The 22,854-nt window shown below is 73.8% G+C and carries 15 protein-coding genes and 1 pseudogene; 12 read left to right on the top strand and 4 right to left on the bottom strand.

The window, feature by feature from the left end:
• Window positions 1-67 precede the first annotated feature (67 nt).
• The gene (locus IF43_RS0125985) at window positions 68-1,327 is read left to right on the top strand and encodes an ABC transporter substrate-binding protein (protein WP_030205244.1); all 1,260 of its coding nucleotides are present in this window, start codon (window positions 68-70) and stop codon (window positions 1,325-1,327) included.
• A 21-nt stretch (window positions 1,328-1,348) separates the two neighbouring features.
• A pseudogene (locus IF43_RS43575) lies at window positions 1,349-2,302 on the top strand (helix-turn-helix transcriptional regulator); the annotation flags it as partial.
• Window positions 2,303-2,694: 392 nt separating this feature from the next.
• Here IF43_RS43575 and IF43_RS0125975 read toward each other — a convergent pair.
• Complete coding sequence (locus IF43_RS0125975) at window positions 2,695-3,837, bottom strand: phosphatase PAP2 family protein (RefSeq protein ID WP_051796146.1); 1,143 nt, start codon at window positions 3,835-3,837, stop codon at window positions 2,695-2,697.
• A gap of 527 nt (window positions 3,838-4,364) precedes the next feature.
• Complete coding sequence (locus IF43_RS0125970) at window positions 4,365-5,519, bottom strand: hypothetical protein (protein WP_234332541.1); 1,155 nt, start codon at window positions 5,517-5,519, stop codon at window positions 4,365-4,367.
• Between the two features lie 268 nt (window positions 5,520-5,787).
• On the opposite strand from IF43_RS0125970, the gene IF43_RS0125965 reads away from it, so the two are divergent.
• Entirely contained in the window at window positions 5,788-7,572 is a 1,785-nt protein-coding gene (locus tag IF43_RS0125965; RefSeq protein ID WP_030205233.1) for an MFS transporter, read from the top strand.
• Window positions 7,573-7,639: 67 nt separating this feature from the next.
• The gene (locus IF43_RS0125960) at window positions 7,640-8,821 is read left to right on the top strand and encodes an acyl-CoA dehydrogenase family protein (protein ID WP_078910456.1); all 1,182 of its coding nucleotides are present in this window, start codon (window positions 7,640-7,642) and stop codon (window positions 8,819-8,821) included.
• Between the two features lie 45 nt (window positions 8,822-8,866).
• On the opposite strand, the gene IF43_RS0125955 is transcribed toward IF43_RS0125960, so the two are convergent.
• Complete coding sequence (locus IF43_RS0125955) at window positions 8,867-9,301, bottom strand: cell division protein SepF (protein WP_030205226.1); 435 nt, start codon at window positions 9,299-9,301, stop codon at window positions 8,867-8,869.
• A 280-nt stretch (window positions 9,302-9,581) separates the two neighbouring features.
• Between IF43_RS0125955 and IF43_RS0125950 the strand changes: the two genes are divergently transcribed.
• The 3 genes from IF43_RS0125950 to IF43_RS0125935 all read left to right on the top strand — a co-directional run bounded on the left by IF43_RS0125950 (window position 9,582) and on the right by IF43_RS0125935 (window position 12,985).
• Window positions 9,582-10,853, top strand: coding sequence for a DUF5685 family protein (locus tag IF43_RS0125950; protein WP_199922786.1), 1,272 nt, complete (start codon window positions 9,582-9,584; stop codon window positions 10,851-10,853).
• A 647-nt stretch (window positions 10,854-11,500) separates the two neighbouring features.
• A complete protein-coding gene (locus tag IF43_RS0125940; RefSeq protein WP_030205217.1) occupies window positions 11,501-12,391 on the top strand; it encodes a S1 family peptidase in 891 nt (296 codons plus the stop codon).
• Between the two features lie 114 nt (window positions 12,392-12,505).
• Complete coding sequence (locus tag IF43_RS0125935) at window positions 12,506-12,985, top strand: hypothetical protein (RefSeq protein WP_030205214.1); 480 nt, start codon at window positions 12,506-12,508, stop codon at window positions 12,983-12,985.
• A gap of 20 nt (window positions 12,986-13,005) precedes the next feature.
• Here the strand turns inward: IF43_RS0125935 and IF43_RS0125930 are convergent, their stop codons facing one another.
• Window positions 13,006-13,929, bottom strand: a complete 924-nt coding sequence (locus IF43_RS0125930; protein WP_030205212.1) for a DUF4231 domain-containing protein — start codon at window positions 13,927-13,929, stop codon at window positions 13,006-13,008.
• Window positions 13,930-14,093: 164 nt separating this feature from the next.
• Here IF43_RS0125930 and fxsA point away from each other — a divergent pair, with 164 nt between their 5' ends.
• The 5 genes from fxsA (at window position 14,094) to fxsT (ending at window position 22,854) form a co-directional block, all read left to right on the top strand.
• Window positions 14,094-14,255 carry an FxSxx-COOH cyclophane-containing RiPP peptide gene (fxsA, locus tag IF43_RS38760; protein ID WP_063753396.1) on the top strand — a complete coding sequence of 54 codons (162 nt, stop codon included), beginning with the start codon at window positions 14,094-14,096 and terminating at the stop codon, window positions 14,253-14,255.
• Between the two features lie 30 nt (window positions 14,256-14,285).
• Complete coding sequence (gene fxsB / locus IF43_RS0125920; RefSeq protein ID WP_030205210.1) at window positions 14,286-16,601, top strand: radical SAM/SPASM protein FxsB, inactivated metallohydrolase extension form; 2,316 nt, start codon at window positions 14,286-14,288, stop codon at window positions 16,599-16,601.
• Window positions 16,598-17,368, top strand: a complete 771-nt coding sequence (locus IF43_RS0125915) for an AAC(3) family N-acetyltransferase (RefSeq protein WP_030205207.1) — start codon at window positions 16,598-16,600, stop codon at window positions 17,366-17,368. Before fxsB ends, IF43_RS0125915 begins: the two co-directional genes overlap by 4 nt.
• Window positions 17,369-17,432: 64 nt before the next feature.
• Window positions 17,433-18,827 carry a TIR-like protein FxsC gene (locus tag IF43_RS0125910; protein WP_234332540.1) on the top strand — a complete coding sequence of 465 codons (1,395 nt, stop codon included), beginning with the start codon at window positions 17,433-17,435 and terminating at the stop codon, window positions 18,825-18,827.
• On the top strand, window positions 18,811-22,854 hold the full coding sequence (gene fxsT / locus IF43_RS0125905; protein WP_030205197.1) for an FxSxx-COOH system tetratricopeptide repeat protein: 4,044 nt from the start codon (window positions 18,811-18,813) through the stop codon (window positions 22,852-22,854). The genes IF43_RS0125910 and fxsT overlap by 17 nt, the downstream gene beginning before the upstream one ends.

Genomic DNA, 22,854 nt, shown 5'->3' with positions numbered 1-22,854 from the left:
TCCGGGCGCCCTCCGGCGGGGGAGGGTGAGGAGGGGCGGTCCCGTACCGGGCCGCGTCCGCCGCGCCGTGTTCGTGCTCCTCTGCCTCCTGGTGGCCCCGGCCTGCGGCAGCCGGCTCCCCGAGAGCGCCTTCGAGCCGGCCGCGCGCACCCCCACCGGTCCGGCCGCCGCCGGGCCGCTGCGCGTCGGCATCATCGCCAGCACCACCAGCCCCGTGGGCGGCGACGCGTTCTCCGGCCCCGGCGAGGGCGCCCGCGCGTACTTCGACCGGGTCAACGCGCAGGGTGGCATCGGCGGCCGCCGCGTCGAGGTGGAGACCTGCGACGACGGCGGCAGCGGCATCGGCAACACCGGGTGCGTGCACCGCCTCGTCGACCGGCGCCGGGTCTTCGCCCTCGTCGCCACCACCGCCCTCGACTACGCGGGCGCGCCGCTCGTCAGCCGGGCGGGCGTCCCCGACATCGGCGGGCAGCCGATCGGGGCGGCCTACGACACCTACCCGCACCTCTACGGGATCTACGGCAGCCAGGCCCCCCGCACCGGCGGCGCGCCCGGTTGGGGCGGCACCCTGTACGGCGGCACCGAGGTCTACCGGTACTTCAAGACCGCCCGGGGTGCGCGCAGCGCCGCCGTGGTCGCGTACAACCAGTCCGCCTCCGCCGCCTACGCCCGGTTGGTCACGCAGGGGCTGAAGGCCGAGGGGTACGCGGTGACGCAGGAGCAGGTGGACTTCGCCCTGCCCAACTTCCGCGCGGTGGCCGCCGACCTGAAGGCGCGCGGCACGGACCTGGTCTTCGACGCCCTCGACGCGCACGGCAACGCCCGGCTGTGCGAGGCGATGGACGGGGCCGGGGTGCGGGTGACCGCGAAGGTCACCAACGTGCAGAACTGGAACGACGACGTGGCCACCGCCTACGCCCGGGCCCCGCACTGCCGCAACGCCCTGTGGGTGACCGGTTCCAGCCGCAACCACGCAGACGCCGCGCACCCGGCCGTACGGGAGTTCCGCGCGGCCCTCCGGGGGCGCACCCTCACCCAGTGGCAGCTCGAGGGCTGGGCGGCGGCGATGTGGTTCACCGACGCGGCCCGCTCCTGCCTGCCGGACGTCACCCGGGCGTGTGTGGAGGGCTTCCTGAACCGCGCCGAGCCGTACACCGCGCGCGGACTGCTGCTGCCGGTCTCCTTCACGCCCTCGCCCACGCCGCCCGAAGAGCGCCGGACCTGCCTGTCCGTGGCCCGGTGGCAGGACGGCCGCGGCTGGCTGGACCAGGGCCCGGACATGACCGAGAACTGCTTCACCGTCCCTCAACTGCCGTACCGTCCCTGACGCGCTGGCAGACTCGGGCGCATGCTCGACACCTCCGCGCGCCTGCTGCGCCTGCTGTCCCTGCTCCAGGCCCACCGTGAGTGGACCGGCCCCGAGCTCGCCGACCGGCTGGGCGTCACCCCGCGCACGGTCCGCCGGGACGTGGACCGGCTCCGCGAACTGGGCTACCCGGTCAACGCCAGCCCGGGGACCGGCGGCGGGTACCAGCTGGGCGCGGGCGCCGAACTGCCGCCGCTGCTGCTCGACGACGACGAGGCGGTGGCCGTCGCCGTGGGTCTGCGCACCGCCGCCGGCAACGGGGTCGAGGGCATCGGCGAGGCCTCCGTACGGGCGCTGGCCAAGCTGGAGCAGGTGCTGCCGGGCCGGCTGCGGCGCCGGGTGTCGGCCCTCAACGAGTTCACCGTGCCGATGCTGCGCGTCCGCGCGGGCGCCGCCGTCGACCCGGCCGTGCTGACGGAGCTGGCCACGGTGTGCCGCGACGGCGAGCGGCTGCGCTTCGAGTACCGGGACCACGGGGGCACCGGCAGCCGGCGCACGGTCGAGCCGCACCGGTTGGTGTGCAGCGAGCGGCGCTGGTACCTGGTGGCGTGGGACGTGGACCGCGGCGACTGGCGGACCTTCCGCGCCGACCGGATCGAACCCCGGCCCCCGCACGGGCCGCGGTTCGCCCCGCGCACCCCGCCCGCCGAGGACCTGGCGGCCTACGTCTCCGAGGGCGTGTCGCAGCGTGCGTACGCCGCCCGGGCCGTACTGCGCCTGCACGCCACGGCCGAGGAGGCGGCCCGGAGGGTGGGACCGGCCGACGGGGTGCTGGAACCTCTGGACGACGGGACCTGCCTGCTGCGCACGGGGGCGGTGAGCCTGGACGTGCTGGTGATCCACGTGCTGCTGCTGGGCTTCGACTTCGAGGTGGTGGAGCCGCCGGAGCTGACCGAGCGGATCAGGGCCGCACGGGACCTGCTGGGCCGGGCGGTGGCGCCGTAACGGCGGAGGTGGAACGGCGCTCGGCTGTGGAGGAATCGTGCACGTTATATGGAGCGTCAGTTCGGCGGTGCGGGCCGGGCGGGGGAATTGTTCCGACGGAATTACCGGTTGGCCCACCGGAATTCGGCGGACCTGCCGCCCCGCGCCCGTGCGGACGGGAAAGCAGAATGCGCCGGCCGGTCCGGACAACCGGAACTCGTGGTTCGGGTGATGCCTTCGGGCCACAGTCCTGTCGACGTTCTGTGACACAAGCGTGACCCGCAACGGACGAACGTCAGGGCGGGTCGCTGACACGGCACCGCCGCGGACCGGATGCTCCGGTCCGCGGCGGCGGTGCGGGGGGAGGGGTGTGTGCGTACCGCGCCCCCGCAGGAGGTGTCGGGTCAGCTCCCGGCGACCGGCCGCGGCGCGGGGCCGCGTGCGACCCGCTCGGCGTGCACCGGTCGGCGGCTGCCGGCCGGCGCGCCGGGCGACCGCTCGGAGCGGATCAGGTGGGCCCGGGGCACCGGGTGGCCGGACCGCGGGCCGTGCGCTGCCGCGGCCGGCGCGGCGCCGGCGCCCTGGAGCACCGGCCCGGGCCGGACGGCGTCCGCGACGGGGGCCGCGGACGTGACGGGGGCCCCGGACGTGACAGGGGCCCCGGACGTGACGGGGGCGGCCCCGGCCAGGGCGGCCTCGGGCAGGGCCGGCTCCGCGGCACCGACCGTGCGCGGTACGACGAGGACCCGGGCGGGCACCGGGGTGACGGGCACCGGGGCGAGTACGCCGCGGCGGGACCGCAGCCGGGTGCGGACGGCGAACACGTAGGCCTCGGTCCGGGCGATCAGCGGCTCGAACCACGGCAGCGCCAGGAGGATGAGCAGCCCCGCGGCCCAGCCCAGCAGGACGTCGCTGACCCAGTGCGTACCGAGGTAGACGGTGGTGGCGCCGACGCCCAGGGCGACGACGGCCGACAGCACCGACAGGTTCCGGCGGGTGCGGACGGTGGAGGCCAGGTACGCCAGGATGCCCCAGGTCACGACGGCGTTCGCGGTGTGGCCGGAAGGGAATATATCGCCGCCGGCGAAGAGCTCGGCCGAACCGATCGTGGTGGCGTAGTGCGGGCCGAGTCGGCCCAGGCCCAGCTTGACGGCGCCGACGGTGATGTTCAGCAGGAGCAGTGCGACACCGAGCGTGATCAGCGGACGCAGGGTGTGCTGTCGCCAGGAGCGCCAGCCGAGCCATGCGGCGACCATGACCGCGGTGGGTCCGCGCTGGCCCAGGACCACGTAGTAGTCGAGGAAGGCGTGCAGCTGCGGCCACTGCTCGTAGGGGCGGAAGAACATCACCTGCCAGTCGAGCCGCACCAGCCACGAGGTGGTCAGTACGCCCACCACGATCGCCAGGTAGAACGCGAGGGTCGCTCCGAACAGCACCATGCGGTGACGGCTCATCTGCGGAACCTGCAGATGAGCCGGTCGTTCGTGTTCACGGTCCAGCCGGGCGAAGACCCGTTCCAGCCGGGTGAAGATTCGGTCGGTACGCACGTCAATGGACGTTACAGCGCGTGAGTGCGCCGACCGGCCGAATCGCGGGCTTTGTGATGACCATGTGATGTGGGCTGGGTCTCATGCGGGTCTTATTCCCGACAATCCGAGATTCCGAGGGTCCGTCCGGATGCCGTTTCCCGGAATGCGCGCAGTCCCTTACTCCGACTTTATTGCCGCAGGAAATCCCATTACCTGAGAAGGTGCGGAATTCCCGCCTCCGCCGCGCCCGCCGGGGATCACGCTCCGGTCACGACAGCCCCGCGGTCCCCACGCGGCGCGCCCCTCCTGTAGGGCCCCACCCGTCGCGCCCGACGCGGGGCACCTGATCTCGAGCCGCCGCATACGCGGGTCGCCGGACCCTTGGCATTGCCGGTGGGGCGCGTGGTGTGTGGGGGAGGCGCTTGACTGGGGAGGCCTGCAGGCCTCCCCAGTCAAGCGCCGAGGGGACCCACGCACCACGGGACCCACCCCGAAGCGAGCCCACCGAAGCCCCCCCACTCGCCGAAGCAGGCGTCCATCCCCCCTCACGGCGGCCCCGACCCGTTCAGCCAGAACGCCCCGTACGCCGCCGACCCCGCCGCCACCGCGGCCAGTACCAGCCCCGCCCGTCGGGGCCGCCACCGGCCCAGCGCCACCGCCACCGGCAGCAGCAGCGGGAAGGCCGGCAGCAGCAGCCGCGGCTTCGATCCGAAGTACCCCGACGCGCACAGCGCCAGGGCCACCACGATCCCGGTGTAGACGAGCAGCGGCGCCGGCTGCCGGGCCCGTACGCCGAGCAGGTAGAGCCACAGCACCAGAGCCACGCCGACGATCAGCCCCACCCCCGCGGGCCACGCCCCCGAGGTCAGCCGCCCGCCGATGAACCGGGCGAAGGCCCAGCCGCCGTCGAAGCCGTTGCCCCAGCCGCCCTGCACCCGCAGGTAGCCCAGCACCCCGTCGCCGGTGCGTGCCCCGACCCACAGCACGTACGCCGCCGCGCCCAGCGGGGCCAGCGCCGCCCCGGCCGCCATCCGCCACGACCGCTCCCCGGCCCGCCAGCGCAGCACGGCCCCCACCCACACCGCCGCCACGACCGCCGCGCCGACCGGCCGGGTCAGCCCCGCGAGCGCGGCCGCCAGCCCCGCCGCCATCCACCGCCGGGTGAGCACCGCGTACAGCGACCAGGCGGCCAGCGCGGTGAAGAGGGCCTCGCTGTACGCCATCGACTGCACGATCCCCACCGGCAGCGCACCCCAGCACACCGCGGCCAGCACTCCGACCCGCCGCCCGTACAGGTGGTCCGCCACCGCGAAGATCCCCCACGCGGCGAACAGGGAGGAGGTCCAGGCGACCGCGAGCCCGGCGTCCGCGTACGACAGGGGCGTCACGGCGTGCAGGCCCTGCTCCAGCCACGGCAGGAGCGGGAAGAAGGCGAGGTTCGAGTGCACCGCCCCGTTCGGCAGCACCACCTCGTACCCGTAGCCCAGCTCGGCGACGCGGGTGTACCAGAGCGAGTCCCAGCGCGCCGAGAGCAGCTTGTGCGGGCTGCTGCCGGCGGCCGCGCACCACGCGGCGAGCACCGCCAGACCGAGCGCCCGGACCGCGGCGTACCCCAGGAGGGCGGGCGCGGCGCGGCGCAGGGCGGCGGCGAGCGCGGTCGGGCGGGGGTGCGGCGAAACGGGCGGAACGAGAACGGTCACAGCATGATTATCGGTGGCGGCCGGTCGTGGCCACGGACCGTCACCGAGCCTCTACGCGGGGGGATGCGAGTGGCGTACGCCACACCTCGGCGGTCGGCGGGGTGAGAGCTTGACCACGTGATCCACAGCCGAACTCGCGTACGCTGTCGGTTCACTCGCCAGTCGACGCCGGACCTCGAAGGATGCCGTGGAAACGCCGCGGGCAACGCGCGGCACCAGAGCTCACCGCCGGTCCGCCGAGTGCGAGGGATCACTGGGAGGTACGTGCATGCAGGGGACGAACACGGTCCGGGACCGGTCTCCTTCCCCCTGGCAGCGGCTCGTCCCGGCCGACGGCGGTGCGAACCGCTGGGTCGTCCTGTTCGTGCTCTGCGTCAGCCTCCTCCTCGTCGCCCTCGACGCCACGATCCTGCACGTGGCCGTCCCCTCGGTCACCGAGGACCTGCGACCCGGTTCCATCGAGCTGCTGTGGATCGTCGACGCCTACCCGCTGGTGTGCGCCTCGCTGCTGATCCTCTTCGGCACGCTCGGCGACCGGGCGGGGCGCCGCCGGATCCTGCTCCTCGGGTACGCGCTCTTCGGAGTGGCCTCGGCGGTCGCGGCGCTGGCGGACACCGCCCAGGTGCTCATCGCCGCCCGCGTGCTGCTGGGCACCGGCGGCGCGATGATCATGCCGGCCACCCTGTCGATCATCCGCCAGGTCTTTCCCGACCGGCGCGAGCGCGCCCTCGCCATCGGCGTCTGGACCGTCGTCGGCGCGGTCGGCGCCGCCACCGGACCGGTGCTCGGCGGCTTCCTGGTCGAGAACTTCTGGTGGGGCTCGGTCTTCCTGATCAACATCCCGCTCATGGCGCTCCTGCTGCCGGCCGCCCGCTGGCTGCTGCCCGAGTCCCGGGGCGAGGGCAACGGACCCTGGGACGTGCTCGGCGCCCTGATGGCCGCCGCCGGCATCCTCGGCGTGGTGCTCGGCGTCAAGCGGGCCGGCGCCGGACACGACGTCCTCGGCGTGCGGACCCTCGGGCCGCTGCTGCTCGGCGCCCTGCTGCTGGCCCTCTTCGTGCGCCGCCAGAAGCGCCGCGCGCACCCGCTCATCGACATGCGGATGTTCGCCCGGCCGGCCTTCGCCACCTCCGTCGGCTGCATCGTGCTCGCCATGCTGGCCCTGGTCGGCCTGGAGCTGATCGCCGTCCAGTACCTCCAGCTGGTGCTGGGCCTGAGCCCCCTGGAGACCGGCCTGCGGCTGCTGCCGCTGACCTTCGCCGCGATGGCCGCCGGGGCCACCGGCTCCCACACCCTGCACCGCGCCGGCCCCCGCACGATGGTCTCCCTCGGCTTCCTGCTGACCGCCGCCGCCGTGCTGTGCCTGACCCTGATGGGGCAGCACGACCGGCCGTGGCTGCTGACCGTCGGCTTCGTCCTCCTCGGTTTCGGACTGCAGACCACGCTCTTCGGCGCGTACGAGTCGATGCTCAGCGAGGCTCCGGCCGAGCAGGCGGGCGGGGCGGCGGCCATAGGGGAGACCTCGTACCAGCTGGGCGCCGGCATGGGCATCGCGCTGCTCGGCAGCGTCATGAACGCCGCCTACGCCCCCGGCCTCGCGCACGTGCCGGGCGTGCCCGCCGCCGACAGGGCGGGCGCCGCGCACTCCCTCGGCGAGGCCTACCAGATCGCCGCCGCCCTCGGCGGGAACGCCGGGCGGGCCCTGCACACCGCCGCCCGCTCCTCCTTCGTCCACGGGCTGCACGTCACGCTGCTGGTCAGCGCCGGACTGCTGGTGCTCGGCGCGCTCGCCGCACTGCGGCTGCCCCGGGTCATGGACTGCTCGGCCACCGGCACCGGCACCGGCACCGGCACCGCCGAGGCCGCAGCGGCCGGGTCGGTGTACGCGGAACCGGCCGGGGCCCGCCGCGAGGTCGGCGTGCCGCGGCCGGCGACCGGTACGGTGGCGCTGCCCGCGCAGCCGACCGGCGAGCCCGCCCGCCGGGCCAGGGTGCCCGGCCCCGCGTGCCGGGCAGCGGCCGAGGCGGCCGGGTCTGGACGCACGGCACCCTGACCCGTACCGTCGGCGCGAGGCTTAAAACTTCCATCGCTAGTTTTACTGCGCCGCCGGAGGCCCCACCGTGTCCGCACTGCCGCCGTTCGACCCCGCCGACCCGATCGGCATCGACGACCTGCTCAGCCCCGAGGACCTGGCGGTCCGCGACACGGTCCGCAGCTGGGCCGCCGACCGCGTCCTGCCGTACGTCGCCGAGTGGTACGAGAGCGGCGAGCTGCCCGTGATCCGCGAGCTGGCCCGCGAGCTGGGCTCCATCGGCGCCCTCGGTATGTCCCTCGACGGCTACGGCTGCGCCGGCGCCAGCGCCGTCCAGTACGGACTGGCCTGCCTGGAGCTGGAGGCCGCCGACTCCGGCATCCGCTCCCTGGTCTCGGTGCAGGGCTCGCTCGCCATGTACGCGATCTGGAAGTACGGCTCCGAGGAGCAGAAGCAGCGCTGGCTGCCCGGCATGGCCGCCGGCGAGCTCATCGGCTGCTTCGGCCTGACCGAGCCCGACGTGGGCTCCGACCCCGCCGCGATGCGCACGTACGCGAAGAAGGACGGCGCCGACTGGGTCCTGACGGGCCGCAAGATGTGGATCACCAACGGCTCGGTCGCGGCCGTGGCCGTGGTCTGGGCGCAGACCGAGGACGGCGTCCGCGGCTTCGTGGTCCCCACCGACGCGCCGGGCTTCAGCGCCCCCGAGATCAAGCACAAGTGGTCGCTGCGCGCCTCCGTCACCAGCGAGCTGGTCATGGACGACGTACGGCTGCCCGCCGACGCGGTGCTGCCGGGCGTCACCGGGCTGAAGGGGCCGCTCGGCTGCCTCAGCCACGCGCGGTACGGGATCGTCTGGGGGGCGATGGGTGCGGCCCGCGCCAGCTTCGAGTCGGCCCTCGACTACGCGCGGACCCGCGAGCAGTTCGGCAGGCCCATCGGCGGCTTCCAGCTCACCCAGGCCAAGCTCGCCGACATGGCGCTCGAACTGCACAAGGGCGTCCTGCTCGCCCACCACCTGGGCACCCGCATGGACGCCGGGAAGCTCCGCCCGGAGCAGGTCAGCTTCGGCAAGCTCAACAACGTGCGCGAGGCGATCGAGATCTGCCGCACCTCCCGGACCATCCTGGGCGCGAACGGGATCTCCCTGGAGTACCCCGTCATGCGGCACGCCACGAACCTGGAGTCGGTGCTCACCTACGAGGGCACCGTCGAGATGCACCAGCTCGTGCTGGGCAAGGCGCTCACCGGACTGGACGCCTTCCGGTAGGCGCTCCGCCGGGCGGGCGCCTGCCCGTGGGCGCCCGGCCCGGTGTCAGCTCTGGTTGAAGAAACCGTCCTGGGAGCGACCGCCCTCGCCGTTGACCACCTGGGTGTCCGCCGGGGTCAGCAGGAAGACCCGGGTCGCGACCCGCTCGATGGATCCGCGCAGACCGAAGGTCAGGCCGGCGGCGAAGTCCACCACGCGCTTCGCGTCGGAGGGGTCCATGGAGGAGAGGTTCACGATGACCGGGACGCCGGCCCGGAACAGCTCGCCGATGCCGCGGGCGTCCCGGAAGCCGTCCGGGGTGACCGTGGCGATGCGGCGGCCCTGCTCGACGGCCGAGTCGGAAGCCACCCGCACGCGCGGGTCGGTGACCCACTGGTCTCCGGCTCCCGAGTCCTGGGCGTACTCGTCGTCGTAGTAACGCTCGTCGTCACTGTCCTCGACGAGTCCCAGCCAGGCACTCGCCTTGCGCACCGAACCCATGGACGCCTCCTTTCACCGCGGTCAGTTCTTGGTTCCGCTCCCCTATGGTCGTCCATGATGCTGACAGCGCGCCAAGTGGATAGCCGCCGCGCATGTGTTTCGTGACGGTTCTGGTGCAGAACATCCGCTGGCGTGGCAAGGATCTTCACGGCTCCGGCTGCTGACAGAGTGAAAATACGACGCATCGCTCCGTACGGGTGAGACGGACGGCGTACGGGTGAAGCAAATCCGGTCGGTACGATGCCCCGGCACACGCGATTTGATGCACGGGGGGACCGAAGTGTTCGGAATTGTCAGGCCATGCACGCACCGGCTGGGCGAACGATTCAAGACAGAGTGGATGGCCCATCTCTGCGGGCTCTGCCTGGCACTTCGCGGCGACCACGGGCAGCTCGCCCGGGTGGTCACGAACTACGACGGCCTGCTCGCCTCCGTCCTGACGGAGGCTCAGGCAGGCACGGCCCCCGCGGACCGCCGCACCGCCGGTCCCTGCCCGCTGCGCGGGATGCGCAGCGCCTCCATAGCCCAGGGCGAGGGCGCGCGGCTCGCCGCCGCGGTGTCGCTGGTGCTCGCCTCGGCGAAGCTGCGCGACCACGTGGCCGACCGGGACGGGGTGTTGGCCCGGGCGCCGCTGGCGGCCGCCGCCCGCACCGTGGCCCGTAGCTGGGACCGGGCGGGCGCCCGGACCGGCGCGGCGGTGGGCTTCGACACGGCCGTGCTGGTCGACGCGGTGGACCGGCAGGGCGGCATCGAGGCACTGGCCGGCCCCGGCACGCCGATCCTCACCGTGACCGAGCCGACCGAGACCGCGACCGCGGCCGCCTTCGCGCATACCGCGGTGCTCGCCGGCCGGCCCGGCAACGCGGTTCCGCTCGCCGAGGCCGGCGCCCTCTTCGGGCGCCTCGCGCACCTCCTGGACGCGGTCGAGGACCAGGAGGCCGACGCGGCCTGCGGAGCCTGGAACCCGCTCACCGCGACCGGGACCTCCCGAGAGGAGGCGCGGCGCCTGTGCGAGGACGCGCTGCGCGGGATCCGGCTCGCGCTCAAGGAGGTCGAGTTCGCCAACCGGGGCCTGGCCCACCTGCTGCTCGTGCACGAACTGCGCACCTCCGTGGACCGCGCCTTCGGGACGAGCTCGTGCGGGCACGCGCAGGGCGGCGGCCAGGGGTCCGGGCTGCTGCTCGCGGACGGGTCGCCGGCGGCCGGGCTGCTCGCGCCCGAGGGCAGCGGACCGTACGGGAACAACCCCTACGGCAACCCGTACGGGCCGGGCAGTCCCGTGATGGCGCCGCCCGGCGGCCCGGGCGGTCCGCACCGCCCGCACAAGCCGCCGCGCGGGCTGCTCGCGGGGTGCGCGGCGTTCCTGGGGCTGTTCTGCACCTGCCAGATGTGCTGCACGGAGCACGAGGGTCCGTGGTCCCGCAAGAAGCGGGACGCGTGGTGCGAGGCCTGCGACTGCGGGAACTGCTGCCCGGACTGCAGCGGCTGCGACGGCTGCTGCGACTGCGACTGTGACTGCTGCTGCGACGGGTGCGACTGCGGCTGCAGCTGATGTGACCGCCGGTCGGCCGGCGCCCGTATGCCCGTCGGCCCGCCGTGCGCCGATGTGCCTCCGGGGCGTCAGGAGCGCCCCGGTCCGGGCAGGTCCGTACGGCGTAGCCGGGGATGCCCGAGGGCGCCCGTGTGGAAATCTGACGGCATGACGGATGGCACCGCGGCGCACGCCGCCGACCGGCAGCACCGGCAGCACCGGCAGCACCGGCGCGCCCGCCGGACCGACACCGTGTCCGGACCCCCCGGGCCGCTCGCGCTGACCGGAACCCGCTGGTTCCCCGACCACCCGGAAGGTCGAATTCCGGCCGTTCCGGGGGCCGGGCGCGCGGCGGCGGACCCGGTGGTGCCGGCTGCCGCGGCGGGGGAGGGACCGGTACCGGCCTTCGCGCACAGGGGCGTACGCCGCCCCTTCCCGCCGAACGGCCGCACGGGGCCGTTCGGCGTCGAGGCGGGCGGACGGCGGCCGAAAGAAGCCCTTGCGACCGTTACCTGACACCACGACACTCCCGAGCAGCGCTTGTCAGGGACACGACGGACATACGTTCCGGACGCCTCCGGTCCGCCCGCAACGCCCCCGACTGCGCCTCACCGGGCCCCCGTGACCCCCACTAGCGGGCCCCCGATCCCCCCTGGGAGGAACGAGAAGTGAGGAAGAAGCGCATCACCCCCACCCGGCTGACCGCCCTCGCCGCCGGACTCGCCGCCTGCGTCGCCCTCGCCGCCCCCGCCGCCGGCGCCTCGGGCGGCACGGACGGGGGCGGCGGTTACAGCCCCGCCCGGCTCGCGGCCGCCGACGCGTCGGTCCTGCGCGCCGACGTCGCGGGCACCGCCTGGCACACCGACCCCGCGACCGGCACCCTCGTCGTGGTCGCCGACTCGCGCGTCTCCCCGGCCGACATCGCCAGGATCAGGGCCGCGGCCGGCGCGAACGCCGGAGCGCTCAGGATCGAACGCACACCCGGTCGGTTCACCAAGCTGATCTCCGGCGGCGACGCCATCTACGCCAGCAGCTGGCGCTGCTCGCTCGGCTTCAACGTCCGCAGCGGCACCACCTACTACGTCCTGACCGCCGGGCACTGCACCGACGGCGCCGGCACCTGGTGGACCAACTCCTCCCACACCACCACCATCGGCGCCACGGTGGGCTCCAGCTTCCCGGTCGACGACTACGGCCTGGTCCGCTACGACAACACCTCGCTCAGCCACCCCGGAGCGGTGGGCAGCCAGGACATCACCAGCGCCACGAACGCCACGGTGGGCATGTCCGTCACCCGCCGCGGCTCCACGACCGGCATCCACAGCGGTTCGGTAACCGGCCTCAACGCCACCGTCAACTACGGTGGCGGGGACGTCGTCTACGGCATGATCCGCACCAACGTCTGCGCCGAACCCGGCGACAGCGGCGGCCCGCTCTACTCCGGCACCCGCGCCGTCGGCCTGACCTCCGGCGGCAGCGGCAACTGCACCTCGGGCGGCACCACGTTCTTCCAGCCCGTCACCGAGGCACTGGCCGCGTACGGGGTGAGCGTCTACTGAGCGACCGCCCCCGGCGTCCCTCCGCGCCCCTGGACGAACCCTCCCTTTCTGGGAGGATGTCCGGGGGCGCGCGGGTGCGTCCGGCACGGTCGGGCCGAGGCGACGGGGGCGGACATGAAGCGGATCGGAGTGACCGGCCACCGGGCGATACCGGCTGAGCTGACCGCCTTCGTCCGCGAGGGGCTCCGTGCCCTGCTGGGCGCCCACGAGGGCCCCCTGGAGGCCCTGTCCTGCCTCGCCGAGGGCGCCGACCAGATCTTCGCCGAGGTCGCGCTCGACTGCGGGGCCGACCTGACCGTCGTCATCCCGAGCGGTGACTACGAGCAGACCTTCACCGACCCCGGCGCCCTGGACGGCTACCGGCGGCTGAGGGCCCGGGCCGCGCAGGAGGTCCGGATGGACCACGCCCACTCGACGGACGAGGCGTACTACGCGGCCGGCGCCTTCATCGCCGACGCCTGCGACCGGCTGGTCGCGGTCTGGGACGGCCGGCCCGCCCGCGGCCGGGGCGGCACCGGCGACGTCGTCGCGTACGCGCGGTCCCTCGGGAAGCCGGTCACGGTCATCTGGCGGGAAGGGGTCCGCAGGGACTGATCGCCGTATCCGACGCTACGTCAACTGCTGTGCCGCGCCAGCCAGTCGGTGTGCTGGGGGGAGACGTAGCGCTCGGTCTCGTAGACGGCCGACGGCCACTGGTCCTCCGTGATGGTGGTCTGCATGACGACCATCATCGCCGCCAGGTCCTGCTCGATGAGCGTGTGCGCCTCGATCAGCGGATGGTGCCGCCGCATCTCGTGCCAGGCGATCGCGGCCGCCGCGGCCGCGCTCAGCAGTGCCGGGAGCGTTCCCGCCGGGCCCGGGCCGAAGGTCCTGAACAGGGCGGACAGCAGACCGAGCACCGTCAGCAGCACGATCGTCCACGACCACAGCGCCGTCGCCCGCCGGGACGCCTCGGTCCTGCGGCGGTACCAGTTGCGCTGCTCGATCAGCCGGTCGCGGACGTACGTATCGCGCCGTACCGCGTAGACCCGGCCCCGCAACTGCTCCATGGGGACCGTTATCTCGGCGCCCTGCGGGACCTCGCCGGTCTGCCGCGGGTCCGCCCAGCCCATCTTCCTGAGCTCGCCCAACCCCGACTCCAGCCGGGTACGGTACAGCTCTTCGTCGTCGGCTCCAGCCGCCCCGAAAGGCGCACCGTGAACGGCGTACCGCCAGGCAAGCGACTTGATGAACTCCGCCGCGGACCGGTTGAGCTGCCACTGCGGGCGCGCCCGGCGCCGGGTGCTGTGCACCCCGATCGCCAGCACGCCCCCGTACGCCAGCAGGCTCAGCAGCCCGAACGGCCGTACCGCGCCCAGGGCCACGCCGGACGGCAGGGCCGAGGCGGCCGCCGCCGCCAGGAGCAGCACGAGCTGGGCGCGCACGGCCCGGACGGACTCCCGCTGGCGCGCGACCGCGGCCCGGTCCGCGTGGTGGAAAAGCGCCGGGAGGTCCCCGTTCCTGAAAGTCGTGCCGTTCGGAGATCCGCGATTTTCCATCACAGCTCACCCCCCAGTTCGCCGTTCCGGTGCTCACTCTTTCGATAGAACGCCTGACCGCGCCTCATGTCTTGCGGTTGCCTATGGGGTGCAGAAGAGTAAAGTCCCCACCGACACTAGCGCGTCGCAGTTGTCATTTCCATGCCGATTCTCTAAGGACTGCCGTGAACACCACCGCAACCCGCGCCGATGCGGACAAGGCCCGTCGCGTCTCCCTCGCCGACATCGACGTACGCAGCGTGTCTGCGGAGGCCGTACTGGGTCGGGTGCTGCCGTCCGAATCCGGCCGTCCGGTCCAGAGCCCGATCTTCAACTCGGCGCTCTAACACCGACTTCCCGGCTCTATCCTCTGTGGAATGACCGGCCTGATCGCATTTCGCGAGATCGTCCTCAAGGTACACAGCAGATGCGATCTCGCATGTGATCACTGCTACGTCTACGAACACGCGGACCAGAGCTGGCGCGCCCGGCCGAAAACGATCTCGGAAGAGGTCGTCGCACGGACCGCGGCACGGCTCGCCGAACACGCCCGGGACCATGCGCTCCCCTCCGTCACCGTGATCCTTCACGGGGGGGAGCCGCTCTTGGCCGGCCCCGCCCGACTGCGCCTGGTGTGCGAGGAGTTCACCCGCGCCCTCGCCGGCACCGCGGAGCTCGACCTCCGCATCCACACCAACGGCCTCCAGCTGAGCCCCCGTTACCTCGACCTCTTCGCCGAGTACGACGTGAAGGTCGGCGTCTCCCTCGACGGGGACCGCACCGCCAACGACCGGCACCGCCGCTTCGCCGACGGCCGCACCAGCCACCCGCTGGTCCTCAAGGCCCTCGACCTCCTGCGCTCGGCCCCCTACCGCCACCTGTACCAGGGCCTGCTGTGCACCGTCGACGTCGAGAACGACCCCGTCGCCGTCCTCGACGCTCTCGTCGCCCTCGAGCCGCCCCGCATCGACTTCCTGCTGCCGCACGCCACGTGGGAGACGCCCCCCGCCCGCCCCGACGGCGCCCCCGACGCCTACGCCCGCTGGCTGCTGCGCGCCTTCGACCGCTGGGAGGACGGCGGCCGGCCGGTGCCCGTCCGGCTCTTCTCCTCCCTGCTCAGCACCCTGGCCGGCGGCCCCAGCCTCACCGAGTCCCTCGGGCTGGCCCCCACCGACCTCGTCGTCGTCGAGACCGACGGCTCCCTGGAGCAGGTCGACTCCCTCAAGAGCGCCTACGAGGGGGCCGCCGCCACCGGCTTCGACGTCTTCACCCACTCCCTGGACGAGGTCGCCGCCCACCCGGGGGTGCGCGCCCGCCAACTCGGCCTCGCGGGCGTCAGCGCCGCATGCCGCGCCTGCCCCGTCGTACGCTCGTGCGGCGGCGGGCTCTACACCCACCGCTACCGGGCCGCCACCGGCTTCCAGAACCCCTCCGTGTACTGCGCCGACCTCAAGGAGCTCGTCGAGGGCGTGGCCGGCCGCACCGCCCGCTCCGGCACCGCCCCCGCCCTGGCCGACCCCGTCGAGCTGGCCGCCGCCCAGCACGAGCTCACCCGCGTCCTGCTCGCCCGCCTCCACCACGACCTCGCCGACGCGCCCGCCCCCGCCGGCGCGTACGGCACGGGCGGCACCGGCCGGGCCCGCTCCTGGGAAGAGGACTGGGCCCGTTCCTGGGAGCTGATCGGCGCCGTCGAGGAGTCCGGGGACGCGCTCGACCCCGTGCTGGACCACCCGTACACCCGCACCTGGCTGCTGGAGACGCTGGAGGAACTGCGTGCGGGCCGGCCCGCGGGGCCCGGTGCCGCCCGACGGCTGGCCGCCCTCGCCGCCGCGGCGGTGCTGCGCGCCGGCCTCGACCTGCCGGCGCCCGTCCCGTACCGGGACGGCGAGGTCTACCTGCCCACGCTCGGACTGCTGCGGATCGGCGCCCCCGGTACGGCGGGCCGGGCCGCGCTGCGGGCCGCCGACCGCGGGTTCGTCGTGCGCGACGGACGCCGCGAGCACCGCTTCGGGGCCGACGGGTCGGACTCCCGCTGGCAGCCCGTGCGCCGCTGGCGCGAGGCCGGGCACGACGGCGCCGGCCCGCCGGAGACCGCCCTCGACGACCTCGATCCGTACCGGCACTGCTTCACCCGCCCGCCGCGGCTGCGGCTCGGCGCCGGCGAGGCCGCCGAGTGGGGCCGGCGGCTGTCGGACGCCTGGCGGCTGCTGCACACCGCCGTGCCCGCCCTGGCCCGGCAGGCGGCCGCCGGCCTGACCACCCTGACCCCGCTGGCCGGCGGCCCGCGGACGGGGCGCGGCGAGGCCGGGCGGCACGGCCCCGGCGCGCTGGGAGTGCCGTACGCCGGCGGGGTGCGCGAGACCGCACTGGCCCTGCTGACCGGGCGGCGGCGGGCCCGGCTGCGGGCGCTGGCGGAGGTGGCCGACCTGTACGCGCTGGACGGGGAGTGGCTGCACCCCTCGCCCTGGCGCGACCGGCCGGTGCCGGTGTCCCGCCTGCTGGCCGACGTGCACGAGCGGGTGGCGGTGGAGGGCTTCCGGCGGGCGACGGGAGCGGTGCCGCCACCGTACGGGGGCCCGGCGGACCGGATCGAGCGGGCGCTGGACCGGCTGGCGGACGCGGCCGAACTCACCACGACGGGCCGGGCCCTCGTCACGGAGCTGCGCGCGGAGCTGAAGGGGGTGGGGGCGTGAGCGGGGGCGCCGCGGGCCTGCACGCGCAGGTGCGCGAGCTGGGACTGGGCCCCGGCGACCGGGTGCTCGTGCACGCCGGACTGCGCGGGACGGGCCTGGCGGCGGAGGCGGTGCGCGACGCCCTGGTCGACGTCCTCGGTCCGGCCGGCACCCTGGTCGTGCCGGCCTTCACGGCGCAGAACTCCCGTACCTCCGACGCGCACCTGGCGCTGACCGCGGGGATGACCGGGGCCGAGGCGGCGGCGTTCCGGGCGGCCATGCCGGCCTTCGACCCGTGGCGCACCCCCAGCCACGGCATGGGCCGGCTCGCGGAATGCGTGCGGACCAGCCCCGGGGCCCGCCGCAGCGCCCATCCGCAGACGTCGTTCGCGGCGCTGGGACGGGACGCGCGCTGGCTGTGCGCGGGGCACCGGACGGAATGCCACCTGGGGGAGGAGTCACCGCTGGGAACGCTGTTCTGGGCGGGGGCGAAGATTCTCCTGATCAATGTGGGATTCTCGGTGTGCACCGCCTTCCATCTTGCGGAGTACCGCATTCCCAAACCCCCGGTGCGCGAGTACCGGTGCGTGGTGAACCTTCGGGGTAAGGCGCGGTGGATCGGGTACGAGGATGTCGCGCTCGACGACGGTGATTTCGCGGAGATCGGCTCCGCGTTCCCGGAATCCGCACTGCGCCGGGGGCGACTGGGAGGGGCGGCCGCGATGACGTTCGAGATCACCGATGCGGTGGACCACGCCCTTGCCTGGATGACCGAAAATAGGCGTTGATTGACTGAACGCCCAAGGGGATCGTTCCTTTCGGTGTGAGTGGTCATCACGGGACGGGGGTCGTGTGCCTTCAGCAGCGCAGCCGTACTTCTTTCTCAGCTATGCGCATACCCCGAGGTACGCGGCGGGCGGGCCCGACCCCGACATGTGGGTCGAGCGGCTCTTCCGCGACCTGTGCGGCCACGTGATGGCCCTGACGGACCTGCCCGCCGGCTCGGCCGCGGGCTTCATGGACCGGGAGATACGCTCCGGCGAGGGCTGGTCCGAGCGGCTGGGCGCCGCCCTCGCCTCCTGCCTGGTCTTCGTACCGCTGTTCTCGCCCCGCTACTTCGCCAGCGAGATGTGCGGCAAGGAGTGGTACGCCTTCGCCGAGCGGGCCATCCGGCACAGCGCACTCAGCAACGAGCCCGCCGAGGCCATCGTGCCCGCCCTGTGGGTCCCGGTACCCCCCGACCAACTCCCCGGTCCCGCCGAGCGGTTGCAGTTCAACCACAACACCTTCGGCGACCGCTACGTCACCGACGGGCTGTACGGGCTGATCAAGCTCCGCAGCTACGCCGAGCAGTACGAGCGGGCCGTCTACGAGCTCGCCAAGCGCATCGTCCGCGTGGCCGAGTCGGTCCGGCTGCGCACCAGCCGCCCCGTCGACTACCGCATGGTCCCCAGCGCCTTCGGCCCCCGCCGGGCGGCGCCCGCCGGCCCCGCCGGCACCGCCCGCACCATGCAGGTCACGGTCGCCGCCGCCACCCGGCACGACCTGCCCGAGGGCCGCAGCGCCGAGTACTACGGCGAGAGCGCCCTGGACTGGAACCCGTACCACCCCGACGCCCGCCGCCCGGTCGCCTACGTCGCCGAGGACCTGGTGCGCTCGCTCAACTACCAGACCACCACGGCCTCCTTCGACGACGAGGCCGGGCACTTCGACAGCAAACAGCCCCCCAGCCGCCCGGAGATCCTGATCGTGGACCGCTGGGCGGTGGCCGACGAGCAGCGCCGGCAGCGCCTGGCCGCCTTCGACCAGGAGCACCGGCCCTGGGTCAGCGTGGTCGTGCCGTGGAACCGGTTCGACCACCAGAGCCGCGCGAAGGAGAGCGAGTTGGTCCATCGGCTGGAGGACACCATGCCGGTCAAGATGAGTCAGGGGCGGGCCGCCTGCCGGGCCGCGGCCAACGGTGTGACCAGCATGGAGGCCCTCGGGCAGATCCTGCCGCAGGTGGTCGAGGCCGCCGCGCAGCAGTTCCTCAGACACGCCCAGGTCTACCCCCCGGCGGGCGGCCACACCGAACGGCCGCGCCTGCTGGGGCCGATGGGCATGGCCGGTCCGCCCCCACCGCCCCCGCCGCCCTTCCCGGCGGCCCCGGCACCCCGCACCACCGGGCCCACGCCCCCGGCCCCGCCCTCGCCCTCGTACGAAGACCTCGACACCGATGCGGAGGACACGGATGACGGCCAGTCGTGACGGACGCATCGTCACCTTCTACTCGTACAAGGGCGGCACCGGCCGCACCATGGCCCTGGCCAACACCGCCTGGATCCTCGCGGCCAACGGCAAGCGGGTGCTGGCCGTCGACTGGGACCTCGAAGCCCCCGGCCTGCACCGCTTCTTCCACCCCTTCCTCGACCCCTCCACCCTCGGCGCCACCACCGGCGTCATCGACCTGATCACCGAGTACGCCTGGGCCGCCACCAGCCCCGTGCAGCGCTCCGAGAACTGGCACCACGACTACGCCCGCATCCAGCAGCACGCCGTCTCGCTCACCCCCGAGGCGCTCGGCTGGGAGTTCCCCGACGGCGGCACCCTCGACTTCGTCTCCGCCGGCCGGCAGAACCGCGAGTACTCGGCCACCGTCTCCACCTTCGACTGGGACAACTTCTACGACCGGCTCGGCGGCGGACTGTTCTTCGACGCCCTGCGCGCGGACATGAAGAAGCACTACGACTACGTCCTGATCGACAGCCGCACCGGCCTGAGCGACATCGCCGACATCTGCACCGTGCACCTACCCGACGTCCTGGTCGACTGCTTCACCCTCTCCGACCAGTCCATCGACGGCGCGGCCGCCGTCGCCCGGCAGATCGACGAGCGGTACGCCGACCGCGGGATCCGGATCTTCCCGGTGCCCATGCGCATCGACGAGGGCGAGAAGGAGAAGGCCGACGCCGGGCGCGCCCTCGCCCGGGTCAAGTTCGACCGCTTCCCCAGCGGGCTGGCCGGGGACGAGGCCACCGCCTACTGGGGCGCGGTGGAGATCCCGTACCGCCCCTACTACGCGTACGAGGAGACCCTCGCCACCTTCGGCGACGAGGCGGGCCTGACCAACTCCCTCCTGTCCGCCTTCGAACGCCTGACCTCCGTGGTCAGCGAGGGCCGGATCACCGCCATGCCCGCGATCGCCGAGGACGTCCGGCTGCGGATCCGCGACGCCTTCACCCGGCGGCGCCCCGCCCTGCCCGCCGACCTGGCGCTCCACTACGTCGCCGAGAACCGGATGTGGGCCGACTGGGTCGAGTCCGTCCTGACCCGGGCCGGCTTCCGCGTCGTGCCGCGGGACGTCTCGGCCGAGCGGCCCGGCGGCGGTCCCGGTGGCGGTCCCGGCGCGGGCCTCGGCGTCGGTGCCGGCCTCGGATCCGGCCCGGCCGCCGGGGCGCCGTCCGGTGCGGCCGCCGGCTCCGGGGACACCCTCGGCGGCGGCTTCTCCCCCGGCGAGAGCCCGTCCCGCACCGTGGTCCTGCTCTCCGCCGCCTTCACCAAGTCCGCCCGCGCCATGGAGGCGCTGGAGCGGATCGCCGGCGAGGACCTCACCTCCAGCCGCCGCAGCCTCGTACCGCTGCGCGTCGGCGACGTCCGGCTGAGCGCCCCGTACCTGGACCGCAGCCCGGTCGACCTGTTCCGGCTCGACGAGGCGCACGCCACCACGGCGCTGCTGCGCACCCTGGAGCGGCCCGCCCAGCCCGCCGACGGAGCGGTCCCCGGACCCCGGTTCCCCGGCACCGTACCCAAGATCTGGAACGCGCCGCCCCGCAACCCCGGATTCACCGGCCGCAGCATCGTCCTGGAGCGGATGCGCGACCAGCTCGGCGGCGGGATCTCCGTCGTCCTGCCGCAGCCGCAGACCCTGTACGGGCTCGGCGGCGTGGGCAAGACCCAGGTGGCGCTCGAATACGTGCACCGCTTCATGGCCGACTACGACCTGGTGTGGTGGATCTCCTCCGAGCAGACCGACGACGTGGTGGCCGGCCTGGCCGAACTCGCCGTCCGGCTCGGCGCCCAGACCGGCGAGGACATGGCCGCCGCCTCCCAGGAGGCCATCGACCTGCTCCGGCTCGGCCGCCCCACCTCCCGCTGGCTGCTGGTCTTCGACAACGCCGACGACCCCGAGACCCTCAAGCGCTTCTTCCCGCCCGGCGGACCCGGCCACATCCTCGTCACCTCCCGCAACCAGAGCTGGTCGCAGTACGGGGACGCGCTCCCGGTCGACGTGTTCCTGCGCGAGGAGTCCGTCGAGCACCTCCAGCGGCGCGCCCCCGGCCTGACGGCGGAGGACGCCGACCAGGTGGCCACCGCCGTCGGCGACCTGCCGCTGGCCGTCGAGCAGGCCGGCGCCTGGATCGCCGAGACCGCCACGCCCGTCTCCGCGTACCTCGAACAGCTCGCCCAGCAGGCCGCCCGCGTCCTCGGCCTCAACCAGCCGGCCGGCTACCCCGAGCCGGTGGCCGCGACGTGGAACGTGTCGATAGAGCGCCTGCAGAGCCGCTCGCCCGCCGCGGTCCGGCTGCTCCAGCTGTGCGCCTTCTTCGCGCCCGAGCCGATCAGCGCGAACCTCCTCTACAGCAAGGAGATGATCGACGCGCTCAAGCCGTACGACGCCTCCCTCCAGGAGAAACTGGTCCTCGGCCGCGTCATCCGCGAGATCGGCCGCTTCGCGCTGGCCAAGGTCGACCAGGTCAGCAACAGCATCCAGGTCCACCGCCTGGTGCAGGCCGTCATCCGGGCCCAGCTGAGCGAGGAGGAGCAGCGCGAGGCCCGGCACGCCGTCCACCGCATCCTGGCCGGTGCCCGGCCCGACGACGACGAGCCGATAGACAACCCCGACACCTGGCCGCGGTTCGCCACCATCTGGCCCCATCTGGGCACCTCCGAGGCCCGGTTGTGCTCCGAGCCGGAGACCCGGCGGCTGCTCATCGACCGGGTCCGCTACCTGTGGAAGCGCGGCGACTTCAAGGCCGCCTTCCAACTGGCCAGCGAACTGCGGGAGGTGTGGAAGGAGACCCTCGGCGACAGCGACCTGCAGTACCTGTACCTGCGCTTCCACCTCTCCAACATCCTCCGCTCGCAAGGGCGGTTCGTGGAGGCCAAGGAGCTCGACGAGGTCACGCTGGAACGCCAGGTGACCGCCCTCGGCCCGTCCCACCCGCACACCTACATGACCACCAGCGGCCTGGCCATGGACCTCGGCGCGCTCGGCCAGTACGGCAAGGCCATGGAACTGGCCACCGCCGCGCACAACGGCTTCAGCCAGATCTTCCACGAGGCGCACCCGCGCACCCTGGCGGCCGCCAACAACCGCGCCCTGAACCTGCGGATGGTCGGCCGCTACAAGGACGCGTACAACATCGACGAGGAGGTCTACCGGCTGCGCCAGGAGGTGCTCGGCCCGGAGCACCCGTACACCCTCTCCTCCGCCCAGAACCTCGCCCGCGACCTGCGCGAGATCGGCCGCTACGAGGAGTCGGCGCAACTGCTCAGCCGGACGTACCAGACCTACAAGGACGGACTCGGCCGCGCCTTCCCCGGCACGCTCGCGGCCGGCAAGAGCCTGGCGGTGTCGCTGCGCCGGGCCGGACTGCTGGAGGACGCGCTGCGGCTCACCAAGGCCACCCGGGCCCGCTACAAGGCGAAGTACACCTCGGTCAACCCCGACCTGCTGGCCTGCGACCTGAACTACGCGGCCGACCTCTTCGCCGCGGGGGAGGCGGAGCTGGCCCGCGACACCGCCCAGGAGGTGGTGGACGAGTACGTGCAGGTGCCGGGCGCCCGGCACCCGTACACCCTGGCCGCCATCAACAACCTCGCGGTCTTCCACTGGGGCACGGGCGCTCCGGAGGTGGCGGAGAAGAAGCTCAGGGACGCGATCGCGCTCATGCGGGACGTCCTGGGCGACGACCATCCGCACACCGTGTGCGCCACGCTCAACCTGGCCAACGCCCAGGCGGACCTCGGCGATCCGGAAGGGGCGCTGGCGTGGGAGACGGCGGCGCTGGCGCGGCTGCGCGCGGCGCTCGGGGCCGACCACCCGGACACCCTGAGCGCGGCCTGCAACCTGTCGGTCACCTTCGACGCGCTGGGCCGCAAGGAGGAGGCCGCCCGGTTGCGGGCCGAGGCGGTGGCGGAACTGACCCGGCAGCTGGGCGACGACCACGCGCTGACCCGGTACGCCCGGGAGGCCCGCCGGGTGCACCGGGACCTGGAGCCGCTGGCGGTGTGA

This window comes from Streptomyces sp. NRRL S-87, from assembly GCF_000719335.1.
In the GTDB taxonomy this organism is placed as follows: Bacteria; Actinomycetota; Actinomycetes; order Streptomycetales; family Streptomycetaceae; genus Streptomyces.
Note: the sequence above shows the minus strand (reverse complement) of the source record. Positions and strands in the feature narration are given on the sequence as shown.